Source organism: Flavobacterium psychrotrophum, assembly GCF_003403075.1.
Classification (GTDB): Bacteria; Bacteroidota; Bacteroidia; order Flavobacteriales; family Flavobacteriaceae; genus Flavobacterium; species Flavobacterium psychrotrophum.
This window is the reverse complement of the sequence record NZ_CP031557.1, coordinates 1,413,884-1,435,967: the sequence shown is the minus strand read 5'-3', so window position 1 is coordinate 1,435,967 and position 22,084 is coordinate 1,413,884. Positions and strand designations below refer to the sequence as shown.

The window sequence follows — 22,084 nt, the reverse complement described above, 5'->3', positions numbered from 1 at the left end:
AGGAACACATAATATTGAATCACACTTTTAAACTTAAATCAAATAATATTATGAATCAAGAGTAACTACATCACCTGCTATCTGGTTTTCTTTAAATTTATAAAACAAAATATAGCTTATTATCATTATCAGTCCAAAGTCTGGTAATGAAAGCGTTAGACCTATACTTAAGTGAAATAAAATGCCTATAATTAAAAGAGGCTTATTAAAAGTTTTTGTCCAAATCAGCACCGGAAAAGAAAATTCAAATAGTAATACTGACCATGCTGTTAAAAAATAAGAACTTGGATTTGAGATAAAATTGGGTAAAAAAGTATTGTTAACGTGATAAGGAAGACTCCATACATTTTCCAAATAAGTACCATCTCTCCATGTTGGCTGTATTAGTTTTCCATAAACATTATAAAGATATAATAAACATACATGAAGTTGAAGAATAATTAAAGCCGAATTGTTTATCATTTGTGCTAAACTTCTTGGTTTTGCATTACATTTCACAAAAATGAGCATAAAAATGAAGACATTCATAATTTTATCTCCATTGTTTGTAGCTCCGTGAATTAATAGGAAATAGTTAGAGCTAATTATGAAAATAATAGCGGACAAGAAATATGAACCTTTTGAAATGATTGCATATAGAACAATCAAACAAATCATCAGCCAATAATAATGATAGTAATTATTAAATATTGGCAATAGCATCCATTTGTGGGGCCATATTAAACTAGTATGCTGTTTTATAACGTGCTTATAGAATATGTTAAGATCTGTCCAAATGAAGAGCATCTTTATCAGTAATAAAGTATAACAACACCTTCTAAACCACAAGATGTTCTTTTGCTCAAAAATATGGTTTTCTATCCAGTTTTGAAAGGCAAGGATTTTTCTCTCAAAATTTATATTCATGGTATACATTTGAAGTTTAACAATAATTCAACCGAGTTATCATTATTTTTTTTTGTATAAAATATTTCTAATGAATCTGGTTTTTTGGTACCTACATGATAAGAAAACATGTGATCTACAAACATAGAATAATCATTAGTTTTTCTTATGGTTTCCATGTTACTAACCCTATGAAGGCGATATATATTAAAAATAAGTGAAGCATCTAATCGCGCATGTGTAAGTGAAGCAAAATCGCCTGACGTTACATAATCATCAAAAAGGGGTTGAAGTAAATCTTTTTTTTCTTCCCATTTTCCATTTTCATAAAATCTGTATGAAACAAATCTTTTAGTTAGTGAAATCGGTCTGTCAAAAAGTGATCCCATACCAACAGATATCCTAATTTTTTCAAGTACTACCTTAATATTACCAGCTTTCATACTCTTTGGTAAACTTGGATAAATGATAGCACCTACGTACCACAAAAGAACAAAACCTGTTACAATAGCTACTAAACGTTTCATAAACCTAAAACTTAAATAACAATTTTACTATTATTAATTTTCATAAATTTACATAAAAAAACCACCTTAAATTAGGTGGTTTTTATCGTTAAAATGCCAATAGGCATTAAGCTGTTTTTTTAGCTACGCTATTTTTGTAATAAGCAAAAGCAAACACTGCACCTGCAAGACCTAAATAAACTAACTGATTATTTATAGAACCTGAAGGATCTTCTCCATCAACCGTTTGTCCACCTCCACTTGTGTTTTGTGGACTTGTCTCATCACTACCTCCTTGAGCAAACATTGTGAAACTACTTACTAAAAAGAATGCTACTGCATACCATTTTACAAAATTCTTCATAATTTTTTTGGGGTTTAAATTATTTATAAACTATATAGCAAAAATAAGCATTTATTTTAAAAAAGCAAATATTATTTATTTTTTTTAAAATAAACTTCACCCACCCTTATAACACGCTGTAAGTAATTATCATAGAGGCAATCTAAACTTTTTCAACTGAAGCGATAATAGAGATTTTTTTGAATTTTTCCCCGCTAAATTGTAATGCTACCGGGTAAGAAAACAAGAAGATTTTGGATAAAAAGAGTATCTCAATATGTATTCAGCAAATTTTAATAATAACGGCTCTCGTACTGTCTGTTTCTCAAAAAAACAGTAGATGTAAAATAACTTAATTTCTCATAACTTTACCGTTTTATAAACCATCCACCAAATGAAAAAAATAATCATACTGCTCTTTTTGACAATTATTACAGTAACTTCATGTAGCAATGATGAAAAAATTATCCTCTCAGAAAAAATTGCCTCTGAAGTCCAGCAAGTAATAAAATTAAAAAATGACAGTCTCATACAGGCCATGATGCGCAGTGACTTAAAAATATATAAAGCACTGGGTACTGATGATTTTAAAAAGAACATACAATCGCGCACACGTAATGTTTCATGGGCATTTCGAAAACAATATACCGATGGATCATACAATATATACGACCAGTATTACATCATAAATGGTACAAAAACAAAGCGTAGCGAAATTATCAGTGCTGATAAGGGATATACTTTTAAGTGGACAAACGTATCAAAAGAAACCTATATCTCAATGTTAAAACTACCATTTGTACTACAGGATTATCTTTTAATCTTACAGTATGTTAATGATGGATCTGGCAAATGGCTAATACACCGTATGGACATTACCCCTGTTGGGCGTTATGGGCTTACACCTTTCGACTTTTTAGAAGAAGCAAAAAAACTTGAGAAGAAAAATTTTTTGTTGGATGCTTATTTTTATACTGATACAGCTATTGAATGGTCTAAAGATATTGAGGGCGACATAGCGTACAACATAGCGAATGAAGCACAAGACTACAAAAAAGAACTTGCAAAAATACTTAACAAAAAATATCCTTTTCCTATAGAAGTTAAGGAAATGAAATCAAGGCCATTAATTACAGATCTTACAATTAAAACAGCCGCAGAGGGAATGTTTCCGATGATTATTTACAAAACCAATCTTTCAGACAGTATTTCAATGGTTAAAGAATATGAAGAGCTTCGACTCATAGCTCCCAAAATATATCCGGATATGGACTTTTCTAAAAAGTATGCAGTATACGTAATGACAAAAAATGTTCCTGACGGCCACGGTGGTGCAGAACTTAAATCGCATGAGTTCAGGTATAAAAAAGATATTGTAAAATAAGTAAATTGTTTAATTCCTTTAAACAATGACCGCAGGTATTTTACCGGATATTAAAGTACTGTAATCAACTAAACTTAGTATTATATCCTTCTCTATTTTTCTTACATTTGTCCTTCAAAACCTTACTATGACAACAGAACAACTGCTGCAGGAACGCAGCGGCAACCAATGCGAACTTTGTGGCACAACGGCTAACCTTGTAGCTTATGAAGTACAGCCCGCGCGCAACCTGGGTGCGGATGGTTTTATATTGATAGACGAGAAATGCATTGCCCAGATTGATAAAAAAGAAGAGCCGGATGCCGCCTACTGGCAAAACATACTGCCTACAAGTATGTGGAGCGAGGTCCCTGCTGTTCAGGTGGTCTCGTGGCGTATGCTAAACCGTTTCCGCGAGGAGGGCTGGGCTGCAGATGCGTTGGACATGATGTATCTGGACGATGAGCTTTTAGAATACGCCAAACTAACCGGTGACCATACCGGCGATGCCAGCGTGCAGTTTCATAAAGACAGCAATGGTAACATACTACAACAAGGTGATAGCGTTACCCTTATAAAAGACCTTGACGTTAAGGGCTCTACCCTAAACGCAAAAGTGGGTACAGCAGTGCGCAATATTCGTCTTGTACACGACAATACCGAACAGATTGAAGGTAAAATTGACGGACAGCTTATTGTTATCCTTACAAAATATGTAAAGAAGCAGTAATCGACTGACCAAATTATAGTTGTAGCATTTTGGGATGCTTAGTTGTTAAACGTCCCAAAATGCCATAATACACCCGATGGGTCTACAACAAAGCACTCGCTGCCCCAGTCCAGGGTTCGTATGGGTTCTACACGCACATCATCATACTTTTCGGACAGGTTAAGCTCCACAAGTTGCTCCCAAAATTTGTGTACATCTTCTACTTCCATAAAAACCATGGTATTGTCTATCCAATCCTTTACATAGGCATCCTGTAAATAAAATGCATGGTTACCCGATTTAAATACCGAAAAGCCTGTCCCCAGTACATTTTCTTCAAAACCAAGGTCGCGGTAAAAACGGCTTGATATCTCAAAATTTTTGGCTCCTATAAATGAGCGGATCGATTTTGCATTATGCTCCATAGCAATACTGTTTGACGGTTATAGTACAAAGCTATGCATTTTTTGGCGTAAACCTTAACACTACTTTACAATAGCCAATGTAAGATAATGCTTATTTTTAAGGCAACAAACTTACAGCAATGGACATTACTTTTAATAACGACCCCAAGCTTGCTCTGCTATTACCCATACTTTACCACGCATGGCAGGATAACGAACTTTCGACCAACGAATATAAGGCAATTGCCAATTTTATAAATAACCAGGACTGGCTTACCAAGGCAGAAAAGGAATTCCTGAAATCTAAGATAAATGCTGATGTTCCGCCATCGCGCTCAGAACTGTTCCAGTGGCGGGAAAAGATTGAAACCGCATTTGCAGGTGGCGCTAAGGCTGCTTCGTTAACTGATCTGGGTATCCTGATAGCCAATGCCGAAAGACCTGCATTAAACGAAGAGGATATTAAAAATTACGCACCCGGTGTGGCGCAGTTAGAGCAGCAATTTGGCATTATTGGCAGCGAAGCCATTGCCGATTATCGCCCTAAAGGCAAAACCCTTACCCAGCAGCACAATACCCAAAATAGTTTTGACATTGCCGAAATGACTGCCTTTTTGGATGGCGACAATGCAAACATCATCAATAAAGTAAAAAGCATCATCAGCCGAGAGGAGTTTAACCCTGTGGTAGACCCTGATGTTACTGCTTTCCGAGAAAAGGTGCTGGACTGGTGCAAGGTACTGGCTAAGGAAGGCCTGGGCGGTTATGCTTACCCTAAGGCACAAGGCGGGCAGGGCGATATGGAAGCCTACTTTGCCATTATGGAAACCCTAAGCTACCAGGACCTGAGTCTGGTAATTAAATTTGGTGTGCAATTTGGCCTTTGGGGTATGAGCATCCTGTTCCTGGGTACCGAAAAGCACCATAAAAAATACCTGGAGCAAATAGGTTCATTAGAACTACCGGGCTGTTTTGCCATGACAGAGACACACCACGGCAGCAATGTTAAAGGCATTCACACTACGGCTACATATAACCATGCCACCCGTAGTTTTATAGTAAATACTCCTGAGAAATATGACCGTAAAGAATATATAGGCAATGCCGCCACACATGGCGAAGCAGCTACCGTTTTTGCTAAACTGGTGATTGATGGTAAAGATTATGGCGTTAATGCTTTTATCGTACCCATTCGCAATATAGAAAAACAAGTATTACCGGGCATTACCATCGAAGACTGTGGCCACAAAATGGGGCTTAACGGTGTAGATAACGGCATTATCTATTTTGATAATGTAGAGATTCCGTATGAAAATATGCTGGATAAGTTTGCGAGCGTTAGCGAAGACGGTGCTTTTGAAAGCTCCATACCAAGCGATAACCGCAGGTTTTTTACCATGCTGGGTACGCTGGTGGGTGGTCGCATTGGCATACCGCGTTCGGCACTGGCAGCCGGAAAAACCGGACTTGCAACCGCTATTAAATATAGCGATAAACGCAGGCAGTTTGGTCCTGAAGGAGGAAACGAAGTGCCAATACTTAACTACCGTATGCACCAAAAACGGCTGATGCCTTATCTGTCAAATGCCTATGCGCTTACTTTTGCCCTGCAATACCTCACCAAACGCTTCATCAACCGAAGCGAGGATGATATGCAGGAAATCGAAGCACTGGCTGCTGGGCTTAAGTCATACACTACCTGGAACGTGCGCGATATGTTACAGGAGTGCCGGGAAGCTTGTGGTGGTAAAGGTTACCTGAGCGAAAACCGTATTGACGACCTTAAAAATGATACAGAGATCTACACTACTTTTGAAGGTGATAATACGGTGTTGATGCAGCTGACCGCCAAAAACCGACTGGGTGAATATCGCAAGGAGTTTGGAGAAATGAATGTAAGTACTATATTTAATTATGTAGTGGAGCAGGCCAAAACGGGCATCACAGAGAAAAACCCGTTCGCTACCCGCAATACCGACGAAACACACCTTAAAGATCCTGCCTTTCATTTACAGGCGTTTAAATACCGCGAGCGCGAACTGACGGCTTCTGCCGCAAGGCGCTTTAAAAAACTGGTAGACGATGGGCTTGACGGTTTTGATGCAGCTAACATTATGCACCCGCACATGCTGCAAATATCTGAGGCATATCTTGAACGTATTATACTAGAGCAGTTCCATGCAAAAATAAACGGGCTTACAGACCCTGCACTTTCCGAAGTACTTACACGTCTTTATAGTTTATTTGCCCTGAACAAAATTGATGAGCACAAAGCCTGGTACCTGGAACAAGGGTATATGGAAGGTGTTAAGACAAAGGCCATTCGTAAACTGGTAAGCCAGCTGTGCTGGGAAACACGCCAGGATGCGGTGCCGCTTGTAGATGCATTTAACATCCCTAAAAACTGCCTTGGTGCCATTGCTACAACTAAAATTGCTCAGGCGTAACATACTTTCAGTAGCCTATAGGTTTTAAAAACCTTTCGGTTACTGGAATACAAATAAACGTATTTAAATATTTCGATTTTTATATGTAAATTTGCTTATTACATTTTAGCAGTAAATTACACATGAAAAATATAAAGATTAGCGTGCTAGACCAATCTCAGGTAGGGCGAAACAGTACTGCTCACGAAGCCTTAATGGAATCTGGCAAGCTGGTACAACTCGCCGATGAACTGGGTTTTGAACGCTACTGGGTTAGCGAACACCATAATTTTAAACTTGTGGCGGGTACAACCCCAGAGGTGCTTATCCCCTACCTTGCATCGCAGTCTAAGCGCATCCGTGTAGGCAGTGGTGGCATCATGCTACCTAACCATACGGCGCTAAAAGTCAGCGAAAACTTTGGTATGCTGGCAACGCTCTTCCCAAATCGTATCGACCTTGGTATAGGCCGTGCACCGGGTGGCGACAGGCTTTCGTCGCATTTACTTAATCCTGCCAATACCTTTAGCGAAAAAGACCTGATGGAGCAGCTGATTGACGTACGCGCCTGGCTGCGTGATGAAGAAATGCCCGAAACCGTACACGATAAGGTTAAGGCCTACCCCATCCCCCAAATAATGCCGGAACTCTGGATGCTTACCAGCAGTGGCGGCAGCGCACAGTTTGCTGCACATTTTGGCATGGCATTATCTTTTGCTCACTTTATTAATCCAGAGGGAGGGCCCGAAGTGGTTGCAATATACCGCGATAGCTTTAAACCAAGTAAAGAATGGGCAGAGCCAAAGGTAAACGTGGGTATCTTTGCCTTTTGCCATGAAGACCAGGCAGTAGTAGACGAATGGATAACACAGTTTGACTACCGTATGCTGCACATTGAAATGGGCAATACCGGCGATCTGCCATCTCCTGAAGAGGTAAAAGCCATGCAATACACCATGCACCAGCGTGCGCGCATTGCCTGGAACCGCAACCGCTTTATAGCAGGTACTCCAGATGTGGTTAAGGAAAAAATAACCCGCCTTGCGGAAGATTATAATACCGATGAAATAATGATAGCTACATGGGCGGATAGTTTTGAAGACCGCAAACATTCGTATGAATTAATTGCAAATATGTTTGGTGTCCGATAATACTCAATTACAAATAAAAAAGACTACTAAGATGTAATCTAAGTAGTCTTTTTTGTTATTTCACATGCCATCTTAAGTACTTCAATTGCAACATTAAACAATTAATAAATTGTTCCATTAATTGCCAAAAGCCTCTGTCTCTAAACTTGCATCCTTATTTTCCAGCACCGAAGCATCTTTACATAAAAAAGCATCTACGTTTCGGGCGCACTCGCGGCCTTCGCTAATGGCCCACACCACAAGGCTCTGGCCACGGCGCATATCACCACAGGCAAATATCTTGTTGTGCGATGTTTTATAGGTAATGTCATCTGCAAGCAGGTTACCGCGTGCGTCTTTAGCAAGCTCATAACGATCAATGAGCAACTGCTCCGGTTTGGCAAAGCCAATAGCGATCAATGCCAGATCGCACGGAATGATGCGCTCACTGCCCGGCTTCTCTGCCGAACGCACACGCTTACCATCCGGCGTAAACTCCCAATGCAGATCAGCCACCCTTACAGCAGCAACATTACCCTGTCCATCGCTAATAAACTCTTTCGTAACGGTTGCAAAAAGACGTTCTGCGCCTTCTTCCTGCGATGATGATGTACGGTGCACATCAGGATATTCCGGCCATGGCGTATATAATGGCCTGTCAGTCCCCTGCTGGTGCATCAGCGCAAGTTGTGTTACGCTTTTAGCCCCCTGCCGGATGCTCGTACCTATGCAGTCACTACCTGTATCTCCGCTACCAATTATAATTACGTCTTTATTTGTAGCAGTAACTTCAGTATCAATAATATTACTTTCTATACCGGCGTGGGCAAGCGGATCTTGTCCGGCAACCCGCTTATTTTGTTGTTTCAGGAATTCCATAGCATAATGTATACCTTTAAGGTCGCGACCCGGAACATCAAGATCACGCGGCACCATAGCCCCCCCTGCCATTACTACGGCGTCATACTCATGCAATATATCTGACAGGAATACATTAATACCCACATGCGCATGGTACTGAAACTTTATACCGCTTTGCTCCATTATCGCAACACGGCGGTCTATTACATTCTTTTCCAGTTTAAAATCAGGTATGCCATAACGCAATAATCCACCCGCTGCATCATCTTTTTCAAAAATGGTAACAGTATGTCCCGCAGCATTTAATTGCTCTGCCGCGGCAAGCCCTGCGGGGCCACTGCCTATAACAGCAACTTTTTTACCACTACGCCCTTCCGGTAGAAAGGGCTTCACCAGGCCTTTTTCAAAAGCTATTTCGATGATATGCTTTTCAATGGCTTCAATAGCCACGGCAGGGCGATTAATGTTTAGCACGCAGGACGACTCGCAGGGTGCAGGGCATATCCTGCCCGTAAACTCAGGAAAGTTGTTGGTACTAGAAAGTATATCATATGCTTCCTCCCACTGCTCGTTAAACACAGCATCATTAAACTCCGGAATTACATTACCTAACGGACAGCCGCTATGGCAAAACGGCACGCCGCAATCCATACACCGCGCCGACTGCTGGTGCAGTTTTTCATCAGTATAAGCCGCTGTAAATTCTTTAAAATGTTTTATACGCAGTGTAACGGGCTGCACTTCCGGCAACTCACGGTGGTATTCTTTAAAACCTGTTATTTTTTCCTGCTTCATCTTTTCTTTTTTTATGAAGGCCTTCACTTTCCAGCCCTTCTTTCCCGATATCAGGTATATCCCTCCGCTTCGCAGGCATATTACACCCATAGGCAAGGAGGGAAATATCTTTTTATTATCCGCTTCCCGAACTGTAAGGTCATAAGACCTTATAGGTTATTTGTGCCAAATAGGACGAGTTTTAATATTTGCTAATACTTTACTTTCGACATCAGTTGGAAAATCAAAAAAGCGAACATTATCGTAAGTTACAAACCATTTGAATTTCAATTCTTCAAATTCAAATTCTTGCATTTTTAATGGAAAAATCTTTTTTCTCTTAACCTTCCCAAACTTAGGATGATATCCGTTAACTATTCTGTCTTTCATTCCTCCCACGCCTGATTTTCTAGTTTTTAATATCCCATCCTTTTTTTGTCCCGATGAACGTACATATATAAGTGTATCAAGGTAATATATTAGATAAATACCGCTATAATTAGTTGGAGCATTACACTTCAACATTAAATCTTCTGTAGCTTTAAAGGAAAAATCTCCTTTGATATGATAATGTTCTAAATGACGTTCAATCATGATTATTAAATAATAGCCTACAAGGTTTTGAAAACCTTGCAGGAGCTGTGGTCAATCCGGCTTACTAATTCTTAATTCTTTTTTCTGTCTCCTGCTTAAGCAATGCCCTTTTATAATCTTTAGGGAATACTTTTATAAAGCTGGCTATCTGGTTGTCAAAATCTTTAAGCATAAAATTAGCTGTAGCGCTTCCTGTGTATTCGTAATGTTTTAGCAACAAGCCATAAAGCTCTGCCTTATCCGCATCATTGCATTGCTCCAGGTCAATCATTTCAGGGTTACAGCGATCAGCAAAGTCTTTATACACATCATAAACATAGGCGATACCGCCACTCATACCTGCGCCAAAATTCCTGCCTATCTTACCTAGCACAACAACGCGACCGCCGGTCATGTATTCGCAGCCATGGTCGCCAATACCCTCAACCACAACTGTAGCGCCAGAGTTTCGCACGCCAAAGCGTTCCCCCGCACGTCCGTAGATATAGGCTTCGCCACTGGTAGCACCATATAACACAACGTTACCCACTACACTATTGGCTTCGGGCTTAAAGCCGGCATTAGCCGGCGGGGCAATGATAAGTTTTGCTCCGCTAAGGCCTTTGCCAAAATAATCGTTGGCATCACCTTCTATCTGCATAGTTAGGCCTTTTGTGGCAAATGCACCAAAACTCTGCCCTGCTGCGCCATAAAACTTAAAGTTTATGGTGTTTTCCGGCAGGCCATCACTTTTATATATCTTGGTAATTTCGTTACTCAATAGTGTGCCCACTGCCCTGTCGGTATTGCGAATCCTGAATTCAGCACTAACCTTTTCGCCATTTTTCAATGCCGGCTGTGCTGCTTCTAACAGTTGCCAGTCCAGTATATCGCTTAAGCCATGATCCTGTTCTTCTGTTTTGTAAAGGCTTACATTATCAGGGTTTGGTTCTTTATAAATTACACGCGATAAATCAATATTCTTATGTTTCCAGTAGTCAATATCTTCACGCTGTTTCAGGTTCTCAACCTGCCCTATCATTTCATCTACCGTACGGAAACCCAGTTCTGCCATGATCTCACGCAGTTCTTCAGTTATGAACTTAAACAGGTTTACCACATGGTCTACCTCACCATTAAAACGGCTGCGCAGTTCCTTATCCTGAGTGGCAACACCCACAGGGCAGGTATTAAGGTGGCATTTGCGCATTAGTACACAGCCTTCGACAACCAGTGCTGCGGTAGCAACACCCCACTCTTCTGCACCAAGCAATGCTGCAATGGCAATGTCGCGTCCGGTTTTCATCTGCCCGTCAGCCTGAACGGTAACCCTGGGTCTCAGTTTGTTCTTGATAAGCGTTTGGTGGGTTTCGGCAAGGCCAAGTTCCCACGGTAAGCCAGCGTGTTTTACCGAACTTAAAGGAGATGCGCCTGTACCACCATCAAAACCTGAAATCAGTACTACATCAGCCTTGGCCTTTGTAACACCCGATGCTATGGTGCCCACTCCTGCTTTACTTACCAGCTTTACGCTGATGCGTGCGGCACGGTTGGCATTTTTAAGGTCGAATATTAATTGCGCCAAATCTTCGATAGAATAAATATCGTGGTGTGGCGGCGGCGAAATAAGCCCCACGCCCGGTGTGGCATGGCGCGTACGCCCTATCCACTCGTCTACCTTTTCGCCCGGTAGTTGCCCACCTTCGCCGGGCTTGGCACCCTGTGCCATTTTTATTTGTAACTCATCAGCTTCGGTAAGGTAACGGCTTGTAACACCAAAGCGTCCGCTTGCTACCTGCTTAATGCCAGATCGCATACTCCTGCCATCGCTAAGTGGCTCGTAACGGGCTTCGTCTTCTCCACCCTCTCCTGTATTGCTTTTTGCACCAAGCTTGTTCATTGCCAGAGCCAGTGTAGTATGCGCCTCCCATGAAATGGAGCCAAAACTCATGGCTCCTGTAGAGAAGCGTTTGTAAATGTTTTCAGCAGGTTCTACCTCATCTATGGCGATAGATTTATGCTGCTTGTTAAAAGCAAGAAGGCTGCGGAGCGTACAGGCTTTTTCGCCCTGCTCGTTTACCAGCCTGCTGTATTTTTTAAACAGGTTATAATCGCCTGTCCTTGTACTTAGTTGTAATAAATGTATGGTTTGCGGGTTAAAGAGGTGAAACTCTCCCTTGCGCTTCCATTGCAGTTCGCCGCCCACCGGCAGCCTGTCGCTTGGTATTTGCTTATTGGTAAAAGCAAAGCGGTGTTTAATAAGGGCTTCTTCTGCAATGTCATCCAGCTTAAGCCCTTCTATGTTAGAAGTAGTACCGCTAAAATACATATCAACCACTTCACGGCTTATGCCCAATATTTCAAATATTTGTGCCCCCTGATATGACTGGAATGTAGATATTCCCATTTTAGAAAACACCTTAAGCAATCCGTTATTTAGTGCAGTAATATAATTTTCGCGTAATTCTTCAAAAGGTACCGCAGTATCGCATAATCCTTCTGCTACACGGTCGCGTATCGTAGCAAATGCCATATATGGGTTTATGGCTGTAGCGCCATAAGCAATAAGGCATGCAGCGTGCTGTACCTCCCAAACGTCTCCGGCTTCAGCAATAATGCCTACCTCTCCCCTTAACCCTTTTCTTATAAGGTGGTGATGTACCGCTGCAACAGCCAGTATAGAAGGTATAGGCGCATGACGCGAGTCGATGGCTCTATCCTGAAGAACGATCATACGGTAACCGTCTTCTACAGCATCTACAGCATAACGGCAAATACGGTCGAGTGCTTTTTTCAACTCATTAGGGCTGCCATCTGCCCTGAAATAACTTTGTATGGTCTTACTCTGGAACGTGCCCGTATCTATACTGCGTATTTTTTCAAGGTAATAATTATCAAGTATCGGGTGGCGTAATATGATACTATGCGCCGCCAGAGGGTCTTCGGCCAGGATGTTGCCGCTTGTACCTGCAAAACTCGCCAGCGACATTACCAGTTTTTCGCGTATCGGGTCTATCGGCGGGTTAGTAACCTGTGCAAACAACTGTTTAAAGTAATTAGCCAGGTGTTGCGGTTCCTTGCTTAGTACTGCCAGTGGCGTATCTGTACCCATAGAGCCCACTGGTTCTTTAGCGTGGAGCGCCATAGGCATAATAATATCTTCGATAGCCTCTGTAGTATAGCCAAAAACCTTTTGGTACTTAAATACCTGCGGATGTGCCAGTGGTGTAAACGTAATGCGCGGCTCTGGCACACTACTCATGGTAATCTTATATTTTTCAAGCCATTCGCCATAAGGCTGGCGGCTGCAAATTTCTTTTTTAAGAGGTTCATTAAACAGTATTTCACCTTTTTCAAGGTCTACAACCAACATCTTACCGGGGCGCAATCTGCCTTTTTTGACCACTTCAGAGGCATGGAGGCCAAGCACTCCGGTTTCTGAAGCCAGAATCATACGGTCATCTTTAGTAATGCTGTAGCGTATGGGGCGCAGGCCATTTCTGTCGAGCGTGGCGCCTATCATTTTACCATCACTGAAACATACGGCAGCCGGGCCATCCCACGGTTCCATAAGGCAGGAGTGGTATTCGTAAAATGCTTTCTGCATCGGGTCGAGGGCTTCGTTCTCATCCCAGGCTTCGGGTATCAGCATCATCAGCACATGCGGGAGTGAGCGTCCGCTAAGCATCAGCATCTCCACCATATTATCAAGGCTCGCAGAATCTGACTGCTTGCCGGCCACAAGTGGCAACAGCATGTTTATTTCTTCGGCTGTAAAGTGTGGCGAGGCAAAGTTTTTTTCGTTAGTGCGCAGCCAGTTCAGGTTGCCCTGCAACGTGTTGATCTCGCCATTGTGTGCAATGTAACGAAATGGCTGTGCCAGTGCCCAACTCGGGAAAGTATTAGTCGCAAAACGCGAGTGTACCAGTGCATAAGCACTCGTCATACGCTTGCTTTGCAAATCGGTAAAATAACGGCGTACCTGGTTACTGGTAAGCTGCCCTTTATATATTATGGTTTGCGATGAAAGCGAGGCTATGTAAAAGCCTGTCTCATTTTTACGGATTGTATTATTAATAGTGTGCGATGCATAGTTGCGCAACACAAATAGTTTGCGCTCAAACTCAATATCAGTAGCCAGATGGTCAGGACGTTTAATAAACACCTGTTCTATTTCGGGTTCTACGCTCAGCGCGGTATCTCCTATGCCGTTGCGGTTAACGGGCACTTTGCGGTATCCTAATATATCAAGGCCAAGCTGCTCTGCCGTTTCGGCAAAAACCTCCTTGCTCTCCTCTGCCATCCCTTTAGGGAAAAACAGCATACCCACACCATACTGTCCGGCTTCAGGCAGCTTAATACCAAGTTTTACGCATTCGCTTACTAAAAAAGCATGCGGTACCTGAAACGAAATTCCGGCACCATCACCCGTATTATCCTCACAGCCACAGGCGCCACGGTGCTCTAAATTTTCCAGTATGGTAAGTGCGTCAGATATGTGCTGGTGGCTCTTGCGCCCCTTGATACTGGCTACAAACCCAATACCACAGGCATCATGTTCATGTTTTGAGTCGTAAAGGCCTTTCTGTTCGTTATCCATTAAAATGTTCATTGCTCACAATTGTTATGTAAAATCCGTTTATCTTTATCCCGTGCATTAAAACACTATGCTGAAAAACGGGTGGTTAAATTATAAAATTTTTACATAATAAATGTTAAAACACAAACATCATTATCACCTTTAAGAGCCAAACACAGCATAAAATGCACCTAAATTAGAATCGATATAAATAAAATTCAAAATAAAATCACAAAAGCGAGCTATTCGTTACATTATTATTTTTTGATGCGCCAATTTTTAAAATATCCCTATTTCGTCGCCTTTTTGTTAATTCTTTCTTCGTGTTCAAAAAAAACTGAAGAAGACAGGTCAAACCTTGTATTCAGGTATAATGAGAATGCTGCGGTTAACTCGCTCGACCCGGCATTTGCCAAAATACGTCCGTCAATATGGGTATGTAACCAACTCTATAACGGACTCGTACAACTGGATGACAATCTGCGCATTAAACCGGATATTGCTAAACGATGGAGTATTTCACCAGATGGAAAGACTTATAGTTTTACCTTGCGGAAGGATGTATATTTTCATCAGAATAAAATATTTGTACCGAATAGTACCCGAATAGTAACGGCGCACGATTTTGAGTATAGCCTTAACCGCCTTCGCGATGAAAAAGTTGCCTCGCCAGGCGGATGGATATTACAAAATGTTAAAGGTTTTAAAGCCGTAAACGATTCGGTTTTTGAAATAAAGCTTGCCAAAACCTTCCCTGCCTTTTTAGGATTGCTGACAATGAAGTATGCTTCGGTAGTACCGCATGAGGCTTTTGAGTTACCAGGTTATGATTTTCGCTCTAACCCCATTGGTACAGGGCCTTTTCAATTTAAAATTTGGGAAGAAAGTGTAAAACTTGTACTGCGAAAAAACCCGTTATACTATGAGCATGACGAAAATGGCACGCAACTACCCTACCTTGAAGCCGTAGCGGTAACCTTCCTGCCCGATAAGCAAAGTGGTTTCTTACAGTTTGTACAGGGTAAACTTGATTTTGTATCGGGGCTAGACCCAAGTTATAAAGACGAGATCCTAACGCCAAGAGGCGAACTACAGCCAAAATATAAAGACAATGTAACCATGATTACCGGGCCTTACCTCAACACGGAGTATATGGGATTCAGGATGGATGGCGATAACCCCGCCATAAAAGACAGGCGTTTAAGGCAGGCGCTTAATTATGGATTTGACCGAGACAAAATGATATTATACCTGCGTAATGGCATGGGCATAGGCGCTGAGCACGGTATTATACCTACCGGCCTGGGCGGACATGGTGCTAAAGGTTATAACTACAACCTGCAAAAAGCACGTGATTTAGTAGCCGCGTATAAAAAAGAGACCGGTAATGCCAACCCAAAAATACAAATGAGCACTACAGCCAGTTATCTGGATATTGCAGAATACCTACAGCGCGAATGGCAAAAAATTGGCCTGAATGTAGAAGTAGATGTAAACCCACCTACTACGCTTACACAAAGTATTGCTACAGGTAAGGCTTCGTTCTTTAAAGCTACCTGGATTGCCGATTATCCCGATGCCGAAAATTACCTGTCGCTATTTTATAGCAAAAATTTCTCTCCCGGCGGGCCGGACTATACGCACTTTAGCAGCCCTGAGTTTGACAAATTATACGAAGCCGCGTTTTTAGAAACGGATGACACTAAACGCTTTGAACTTTATAAACAAATGGATGCCCTGGTGATGGAACAGGCACCTGTTATTCCGTTATTTTATGATAAGGCTTCGCGCTTTACACAAAAAAACATTACAGGGCTTGGCATCAACCCATTAAACCTACTGATTTTAAAAAGGGTGAAGAAGAACTAAGCTGCTTAAATAGCCACATCAGTTAAAACGTTTTATTTAACCCTACACTATCATATAAATAATTTAAATTTTATTAATTTGCAGCAAATAGGATGATTTCTCTCCTTAAGAAGGAATTGCTGTTTTTTAAATAAAATTACAATTCACAATGCCGGTTTTAGAAAAATTGAATACCGAAAGGGCTATTGCCCTGGAAGACAAATATGGTGCGCATAACTACCATCCGCTACCTGTAGTACTAAGCAAAGGCGAAGGGGTGTATGTTTGGGATGCCGAAGGCAAACAATACTTTGACTTTCTTTCTGCCTACTCTGCCGTAAATCAGGGGCACTGCCATCCTAAGATCATCAATGCACTGGTAACACAGGCGCAAACCCTTACCCTTACCTCGCGCGCATTTTATAACGACCGGCTAGGACGCTATGAGGAGTTTGTTACAAAATTCTTTGGTTTTGACAAGGTACTGCCTATGAATACCGGTGCCGAAGCTGTAGAAACCGCCATAAAGCTGTGCCGCAAATGGGCCTATGAAAAGAAAGGCATTGCCGAACAGGAGGCACAGATTATTGTATGCGAAAATAACTTTCATGGGCGTACCACTACCATCATATCGTTTAGTAATGATGAAAATGCCCGTAAAAACTTTGGTCCTTATACTGCCGGGTTTATAAAGATACCTTATGATGATATCGAAGCGCTTGAAACAGCACTGGAACAACCCAATGTAGCAGGCTTTTTAGTAGAGCCCATTCAGGGAGAAGCCGGTGTATATGTACCTGCCGACGGATACCTGACAAAAGCCAAAACACTTTGCGAAAGCAAAAATGTATTGTTTATTGCAGATGAAGTACAAACCGGCATTGCCCGCACAGGCAAATTGCTTGCGGTACACCATGAAGATGTGCAGCCCGATATTCTTATACTGGGCAAAGCCCTTTCTGGCGGTGCTTACCCTGTAAGTGCCGTACTTGCCAATGATGCCATAATGAACGTTATAAAACCTGGTCAGCACGGTTCTACTTTTGGCGGTAACCCTATAGCCGCCGCAGTAGCGGTAGCAGCGCTTGAGGTAGTGCAGGATGAGGATCTTGCTGCCAATGCAGAAAGGCTGGGCACTATTTTCAGGAATGAAATGAATGCGTATATTGCGGGGAGCAATATTGCAACACTGGTACGTGGTAAAGGCTTGCTTAATGCAGTAGTTATTAACGATACAGAAGAAAGCGATACCGCCTGGAACATTTGCGTTGCCCTAATGGAAAACGGCCTGCTGGCAAAACCTACACATGGCAACATAATCCGTTTTGCGCCGCCGCTTGTAATTACAGAAGAGCAATTGCTGGAATGCACCAACATTATTAAGAGAACACTAAAACAATTCGAAAAATAACCAATTAATTAATTTTCCATGGAAAACTATTCCACTAAATCATCTTTTGATTCTTTTGAACTTCAGGTTACACCCGTAGCACAGGATTTTTTGCGCACAGCTGCTAACTGGGCCATGTTTTTATCTATCCTTGGCTTTATAGGTTTAGGATTTGGCCTTTTAGGATGTCTTACCATGTTTGCTGCCGGTAGTGCAATGGCAAGTGGTGGTGTACCATTTCCTGCCACTACATTTGGAGTTGTAGGCCTTGCCTTTACAATACTGGGCGCGCTGCCCGTAGTACAGCTTTTCAGGTTTTCGAGCAGGGTAAAAAGAGCTATTGCTGAAGTAAATACGCAACTTCTTACAGAGAGCTTTAGCAGCCTTAAACAACATTATATGTTTGTAGGTATTTATGTTATACTGGGTATAATAGCTTATATTGCGCTTATAGGCTACTTTATTTCTATGGCAGCTTCAATGGGCGGACGCTTTTAATTTAAGATAATTGAAGACAATTTATATCATACTCATGTTTGCCGCTGCCTTTATTGCGCTGTATGAACAATCGCTGGCTAAACCTAACCCCTACCTGATGGTGGGGGCTATTATAGTTTTTATGTTAGGATTGATGCGCTTAATGAGCAAAGTGCCCGGCAAGAATGAGCAAAAAGATACTGACAATGAAGTTTAAGCCAGGAGATAAAGTAAGCGTTTTAGACGACTCTTTTAACGGTACCGTAAGGGCGTACCAAAAGGGAAAGGTAAGTATAGAAACTACCGACGGTTTTGAACTGCTTTTTGACGAGGCTGAACTTGTTATAGTAAATAACAGCAACGAAATGCGCTCTTTCTTTGCAGGAAAGAGCGTAGGTGCTGTTTTAAGGGAAAAAGAAACCCCTAAAAAACGCTCTTTTGTAAAAGAGAAAAAGTCTAAAAAAGATACGGGCACTATAATGGAAATAGACCTCCATATCGAAAAGCTGGTGCCTAATAAGAAAGGGATGAACAATTACGACATCCTTACCATACAAACCGATACTGCACAACGCCAGCTTGATTTTGCTATTAAAAACCGCATTCCTAAAGTGGTGTTTATACACGGCGTAGGCGAAGGTATCTTAAAATCAGAGCTCGATTTTTTACTTGGCCGTTATGACGGCATTACCTTTGGCGATGCCGATTACCAAAAATATGGCCTGGGTGCTACAGAAGTATACATTAAGCAAAACCCAAACCGATAAAATACAGTATTGTATTAATGACTATAATTGTCGTTTATGCAAATACAGGCTCGTTTACAAACTCCATCCTTACAAGGCCATCCTCGTCAATTTTAGTCAGCTTTATTTCATGAAGCGTATTAATCAACTCAGGATTCCATGGTGTTTTTACCTTTACATAATTTTCTGTAAAGCCCTGTATGTAACCTTCTTTATTTTCTCCTTCAAATAAAACGGTACGAGTAGTACCTAACTGGCTTTCATAAAATGCACGGCGCTTTTTAACCGAAAGCCCCCTTAGCATCTTACTGCGTTTTGCACGTACATTAGCGGGTACGGCACCACCCATTTCGGCAGCCGGGGTATTATCGCGTTCGCTGTATGTAAACACGTGCAGGTAGCTAATGTCCATTTCGTTAAGGTAATTGTATGTTTCCAGGAAATGCTCATCTGTCTCGCCGGGGAAACCTACAATAACATCTACCCCTATGCAGGCATGTGGCATTACTTCGCGTATTTTGCCTACACGCTCTGTATATACGCCACGCAGGTAGCGGCGGCGCATTAGCTTAAGGATATCATCACTACCCGATTGTAATGGTATATGAAAGTGCGGCACAAAAGTGCGGCTCTTACTCACAAAATCAATGGTCTCATTTTTAAGCAGGTTAGGCTCAATAGATGAGATGCGCAGGCGTTCAATACCCTCTACCTTATCCAGCTCCTGAACCAGCTCATAAAAAGTATGCTCGTGCTTTTTATTGCCAAATTCACCTTTGCCATAGTCGCCTATGTTTACGCCGGTAAGTACAATTTCACGAATATTTTGTGTAGATATCTCTTTTGCATTTTTAAGTACATTTTCCAGCGTATCGCTACGGGAAATACCACGTGCCAGCGGTATGGTACAGTATGTACATTTATAGTCGCAGCCGTCCTGCACTTTAAGAAACGCACGGGTACGGTCGCCTATAGAATAACTGCCTACATAAAAGTCGGCCTCAGATATTTCACAGGAATGCACCTCGCCCATATCGTTTTTAGACAGGTCGTTTATGTAATCGGTAATCTTAAATTTTTCGGTAGCGCCCAGTACAAGGTCTACACCGTCTACAGCGGCAAGTTCTTCTGGTTTTAGCTGGGCATAACAACCTACAGCGGCAACAAAGGCTTTGTTATTAGACTTCAGGGCTTTTTTTACCATCTGCTTAAACTGCTTATCCGCATTCTCGGTAACCGAGCAGGTATTGATAACATAAATGTCTGCCGGGTCTTCAAAATCAACACGGTCAAAACCTTCATCAGCAAAACTGCGTGCAATGGTACTGGTTTCTGAAAAGTTCAGTTTGCAACCCAGTGTATAAAAAGCGACTTTCTTCCTGTTTTCCATAATCATTAAGCCTAAAGCCTTATAAATAAGCCTGCGAAGTTACGAACAAAAGTTGAGTTATGAAATATCATTCAGGAGAGACTATTCACAAAAAAATAAGCCACGAATTACTCGAATTTTCACAAATTTCGGCAATTACGAAATGCGCATCGATTTAAAGGGAGGTGATAATACCAGATAAATGTAGTTTAAATAATTTTTTCTCGCAAAGGCGCCGAGACGCAAAGTTGTATTCTTATTAAGTTCAGACACAATCGACTGATAAGTCGCAAAGCTTGGCGACTTGGCGTATCAGCGTGGTATTTAAACCGTTTTGATTACAATAAATTTACTAATGATATAACTAAAGGGATTTGTGAAAAACAAAACTTGACCAAAATAAAAAGCCGATCTAAACCTTTTTCAGAACTTCTGCTAACTGTCCGGTAAGGTTTTTACGGGAATAATACTGCAGGCCTATAGGATGCGATTTTAAAGTACCTTTTGCATATTCATCAAAGTACCTCAGCAGGGTTTGCTTAACCTTATCTTTATCTGTATATCTGGCAAATACGCCACTGTTTGTAGTGCGCATTATTTCGGCAAAGTCGGCTCCCTCAGGGCCTATCGCCAATATCGGCCGCTCAGAAACCATATATTCAAATAACTTACCCGGAATAATGCATTTTGTTTCTTCCCTGTCTATCTCTACAAGCAGTAATACCTGGCTTTTTCGCTGCTGTGCCACAGCCTCGGCATGGGGTATGTAGCCAAGGTTATTTACATAATCATTAAGTTTATACTGATTGATGCCTTCTAGTACTTCCCTGCTTACCGCCCCTATCAGCTTAAGCTCAAAATGCGTTTTAAAGTCGGCATTTTCAGCAATAAGTTCGGCAATGGCCTGCCATAGTATTAGAGGATTACGTTCGCTAAGAAACGAGCCTATGTGTGCCAGGGTAAACTTCTCATCAAGCGGCTGTCGCACTATTTTCTCTACATCATAACCATTGGTTATAACTGCAATGGGCTTTGTGGTAAGCGCTTCAAACTCTTTTTTTGTTGTAGGGCTGGTTACAATAACGGTATCTGCAGTATTGAGTACCTTATACTCAAGATCCTTATGTTTTTTTGCTGCCGAAGCACCAAGTTTGAGTTCTTTGTGATAGCCAATGGTTGTCCACGGGTCACGGAAATCAGCCAGCCATTTTACCCCAAGCTTTTCTTTAAGGCCAAGGCCTATAAGGTGCAGGCTGTGTGGTGGCCCCGTAGTAATTATGGTGTCAATATTATTTTCCTGAATATATTTTGACAAATATGCTATAGATGGCTTAACCCAAAGCACACGTGCATCTGGAATAAAAACGTTGCCCCTTACCCAAAGCATAAGACGCTGCAATGCACTTTGTTTTTTTTTATCAGGAATAATGCCGCTGCTTATTTTTTGGGTGTTGCCTTTACTAAAAGCAGCAGCCCAGGCATACGGCTCTATAATGCGGTGTTTTATAATTTTTGTATCCGGCTTCACCTCTGCAAGCAATCCTTCATCTATTAATGGGTAGGTAGGGTTTTCCGGTATGTAAACAATAGGCTCAATACCAAAATCTGGCAGGTACTTAACAAACTTAAGCCAGCGCTGTACACCCGGCCCACCCGCGGGCGGCCAGTAATAGGTTACTATGAGGACTTTTGGTTTCAGAT

At 41.7% G+C, this 22,084-nt stretch carries 18 protein-coding genes; 9 read left to right on the top strand and 9 right to left on the bottom strand.

What is annotated here, in order from left to right; translation table 11 throughout:
* Positions 1-48: 48 nt before the first annotated feature.
* The 3 genes from DYH63_RS06230 to DYH63_RS06220 all read right to left on the bottom strand — a co-directional run bounded on the left by DYH63_RS06230 (position 49) and on the right by DYH63_RS06220 (position 1,755).
* Complete coding sequence (locus DYH63_RS06230; RefSeq protein ID WP_116787985.1) at positions 49-906, bottom strand: HTTM domain-containing protein; 858 nt, start codon at positions 904-906, stop codon at positions 49-51.
* Positions 903-1,412, bottom strand: coding sequence for a hypothetical protein (locus DYH63_RS06225; RefSeq protein WP_162926944.1), 510 nt, complete (start codon positions 1,410-1,412; stop codon positions 903-905). Before DYH63_RS06225 ends, DYH63_RS06230 begins: the two co-directional genes overlap by 4 nt.
* Positions 1,413-1,518: 106 nt before the next feature.
* Entirely contained in the window at positions 1,519-1,755 is a 237-nt protein-coding gene (locus tag DYH63_RS06220; RefSeq protein ID WP_116787983.1) for a hypothetical protein, read from the bottom strand.
* A 373-nt stretch (positions 1,756-2,128) separates the two neighbouring features.
* Here DYH63_RS06220 and DYH63_RS06215 point away from each other — a divergent pair, with 373 nt between their 5' ends.
* Together DYH63_RS06215 and DYH63_RS06210 are read left to right on the top strand one after the other, a co-directional pair.
* A complete protein-coding gene (locus tag DYH63_RS06215) occupies positions 2,129-3,118 on the top strand; it encodes a hypothetical protein (RefSeq protein ID WP_116787982.1) in 990 nt (329 codons plus the stop codon).
* Between the two features lie 127 nt (positions 3,119-3,245).
* Positions 3,246-3,827 (top strand): PhnA domain-containing protein, encoded by a 582-nt coding sequence (locus DYH63_RS06210; protein ID WP_116787981.1) that lies wholly within the window; start codon positions 3,246-3,248, stop codon positions 3,825-3,827.
* Positions 3,828-3,865: 38 nt separating this feature from the next.
* Here the strand turns inward: DYH63_RS06210 and DYH63_RS06205 are convergent, their stop codons facing one another.
* Entirely contained in the window at positions 3,866-4,231 is a 366-nt protein-coding gene (locus DYH63_RS06205; protein ID WP_116787980.1) for a VOC family protein, read from the bottom strand.
* A gap of 119 nt (positions 4,232-4,350) precedes the next feature.
* Here DYH63_RS06205 and DYH63_RS06200 point away from each other — a divergent pair, with 119 nt between their 5' ends.
* Together DYH63_RS06200 and DYH63_RS06195 are read left to right on the top strand one after the other, a co-directional pair.
* Complete coding sequence (locus DYH63_RS06200; protein ID WP_116787979.1) at positions 4,351-6,657, top strand: acyl-CoA dehydrogenase family protein; 2,307 nt, start codon at positions 4,351-4,353, stop codon at positions 6,655-6,657.
* 122 nt (positions 6,658-6,779) lie between these two features.
* Positions 6,780-7,787 carry an LLM class flavin-dependent oxidoreductase gene (locus tag DYH63_RS06195; protein ID WP_116787978.1) on the top strand — a complete coding sequence of 336 codons (1,008 nt, stop codon included), beginning with the start codon at positions 6,780-6,782 and terminating at the stop codon, positions 7,785-7,787.
* A 117-nt stretch (positions 7,788-7,904) separates the two neighbouring features.
* Here the strand turns inward: DYH63_RS06195 and DYH63_RS06190 are convergent, their stop codons facing one another.
* The 3 genes from DYH63_RS06190 to gltB form a co-directional block, all read right to left on the bottom strand.
* Entirely contained in the window at positions 7,905-9,422 is a 1,518-nt protein-coding gene (locus DYH63_RS06190; RefSeq protein ID WP_116790755.1) for a glutamate synthase subunit beta, read from the bottom strand.
* A 156-nt stretch (positions 9,423-9,578) separates the two neighbouring features.
* Complete coding sequence (locus DYH63_RS06185; RefSeq protein WP_116787977.1) at positions 9,579-9,995, bottom strand: hypothetical protein; 417 nt, start codon at positions 9,993-9,995, stop codon at positions 9,579-9,581.
* 64 nt (positions 9,996-10,059) lie between these two features.
* A complete protein-coding gene (gene gltB / locus DYH63_RS06180) occupies positions 10,060-14,586 on the bottom strand; it encodes a glutamate synthase large subunit (protein ID WP_116787976.1) in 4,527 nt (1,508 codons plus the stop codon).
* Between the two features lie 234 nt (positions 14,587-14,820).
* On the opposite strand from gltB, the gene DYH63_RS06175 reads away from it, so the two are divergent.
* The 5 genes from DYH63_RS06175 to DYH63_RS06155 all read left to right on the top strand — a co-directional run bounded on the left by DYH63_RS06175 (position 14,821) and on the right by DYH63_RS06155 (position 19,035).
* Positions 14,821-16,422, top strand: a complete 1,602-nt coding sequence (locus DYH63_RS06175; protein WP_116787975.1) for an ABC transporter substrate-binding protein — start codon at positions 14,821-14,823, stop codon at positions 16,420-16,422.
* Between the two features lie 148 nt (positions 16,423-16,570).
* The gene (gene rocD / locus DYH63_RS06170) at positions 16,571-17,812 is read left to right on the top strand and encodes an ornithine--oxo-acid transaminase (RefSeq protein WP_116787974.1); all 1,242 of its coding nucleotides are present in this window, start codon (positions 16,571-16,573) and stop codon (positions 17,810-17,812) included.
* Between the two features lie 18 nt (positions 17,813-17,830).
* Complete coding sequence (locus tag DYH63_RS06165) at positions 17,831-18,289, top strand: hypothetical protein (protein ID WP_116787973.1); 459 nt, start codon at positions 17,831-17,833, stop codon at positions 18,287-18,289.
* Between the two features lie 10 nt (positions 18,290-18,299).
* Positions 18,300-18,485, top strand: a complete 186-nt coding sequence (locus tag DYH63_RS06160) for a hypothetical protein (RefSeq protein WP_116787972.1) — start codon at positions 18,300-18,302, stop codon at positions 18,483-18,485.
* Positions 18,475-19,035, top strand: a complete 561-nt coding sequence (locus DYH63_RS06155; protein ID WP_116790754.1) for a DUF8465 domain-containing protein — start codon at positions 18,475-18,477, stop codon at positions 19,033-19,035. The genes DYH63_RS06160 and DYH63_RS06155 overlap by 11 nt, the downstream gene beginning before the upstream one ends.
* A gap of 34 nt (positions 19,036-19,069) precedes the next feature.
* Here the strand turns inward: DYH63_RS06155 and mtaB are convergent, their stop codons facing one another.
* Both mtaB and DYH63_RS06145 read right to left on the bottom strand, forming a co-directional pair.
* Positions 19,070-20,404: a tRNA (N(6)-L-threonylcarbamoyladenosine(37)-C(2))-methylthiotransferase MtaB gene (gene mtaB / locus DYH63_RS06150; protein ID WP_116787971.1), complete on the bottom strand. Its 1,335-nt coding sequence runs from the start codon at positions 20,402-20,404 to the stop codon at positions 19,070-19,072.
* 391 nt (positions 20,405-20,795) lie between these two features.
* Positions 20,796-22,082, bottom strand: coding sequence for a glycosyltransferase family 4 protein (locus DYH63_RS06145; protein ID WP_116787970.1), 1,287 nt, complete (start codon positions 22,080-22,082; stop codon positions 20,796-20,798).
* Positions 22,083-22,084: the final 2 nt, after the last annotated feature.

Bases quoted from the DNA above. Each gene is read 5' to 3' on its own strand.
- rocD (WP_116787974.1), top strand. From the start codon at position 16,571: ATGCCGGTTTTAGAAAAATTGAATACCGAAAGGGCTATTGCCCTGGAA.
- DYH63_RS06175 (WP_116787975.1), top strand. From the start codon at position 14,821: ATGCGCCAATTTTTAAAATATCCCTATTTCGTCGCCTTTTTGTTAATT.
- DYH63_RS06195 (WP_116787978.1), top strand. From the start codon at position 6,780: ATGAAAAATATAAAGATTAGCGTGCTAGACCAATCTCAGGTAGGGCGA.
- DYH63_RS06230 (WP_116787985.1), bottom strand. From the start codon at position 906: ATGAATATAAATTTTGAGAGAAAAATCCTTGCCTTTCAAAACTGGATA.
- DYH63_RS06165 (WP_116787973.1), top strand. From the start codon at position 17,831: ATGGAAAACTATTCCACTAAATCATCTTTTGATTCTTTTGAACTTCAG.
- DYH63_RS06185 (WP_116787977.1), bottom strand. From the start codon at position 9,995: ATGATTGAACGTCATTTAGAACATTATCATATCAAAGGAGATTTTTCC.
- DYH63_RS06225 (WP_162926944.1), bottom strand. From the start codon at position 1,412: ATGAAACGTTTAGTAGCTATTGTAACAGGTTTTGTTCTTTTGTGGTAC.
- DYH63_RS06155 (WP_116790754.1), top strand. From the start codon at position 18,475: ATGAAGTTTAAGCCAGGAGATAAAGTAAGCGTTTTAGACGACTCTTTT.
- DYH63_RS06205 (WP_116787980.1), bottom strand. From the start codon at position 4,231: ATGGAGCATAATGCAAAATCGATCCGCTCATTTATAGGAGCCAAAAAT.
- gltB (WP_116787976.1), bottom strand. From the start codon at position 14,586: ATGAACATTTTAATGGATAACGAACAGAAAGGCCTTTACGACTCAAAA.
- DYH63_RS06215 (WP_116787982.1), top strand. From the start codon at position 2,129: ATGAAAAAAATAATCATACTGCTCTTTTTGACAATTATTACAGTAACT.
- DYH63_RS06200 (WP_116787979.1), top strand. From the start codon at position 4,351: ATGGACATTACTTTTAATAACGACCCCAAGCTTGCTCTGCTATTACCC.
- mtaB (WP_116787971.1), bottom strand. From the start codon at position 20,404: ATGGAAAACAGGAAGAAAGTCGCTTTTTATACACTGGGTTGCAAACTG.
- DYH63_RS06190 (WP_116790755.1), bottom strand. From the start codon at position 9,422: ATGAAGCAGGAAAAAATAACAGGTTTTAAAGAATACCACCGTGAGTTG.
- DYH63_RS06210 (WP_116787981.1), top strand. From the start codon at position 3,246: ATGACAACAGAACAACTGCTGCAGGAACGCAGCGGCAACCAATGCGAA.
- DYH63_RS06220 (WP_116787983.1), bottom strand. From the start codon at position 1,755: ATGAAGAATTTTGTAAAATGGTATGCAGTAGCATTCTTTTTAGTAAGT.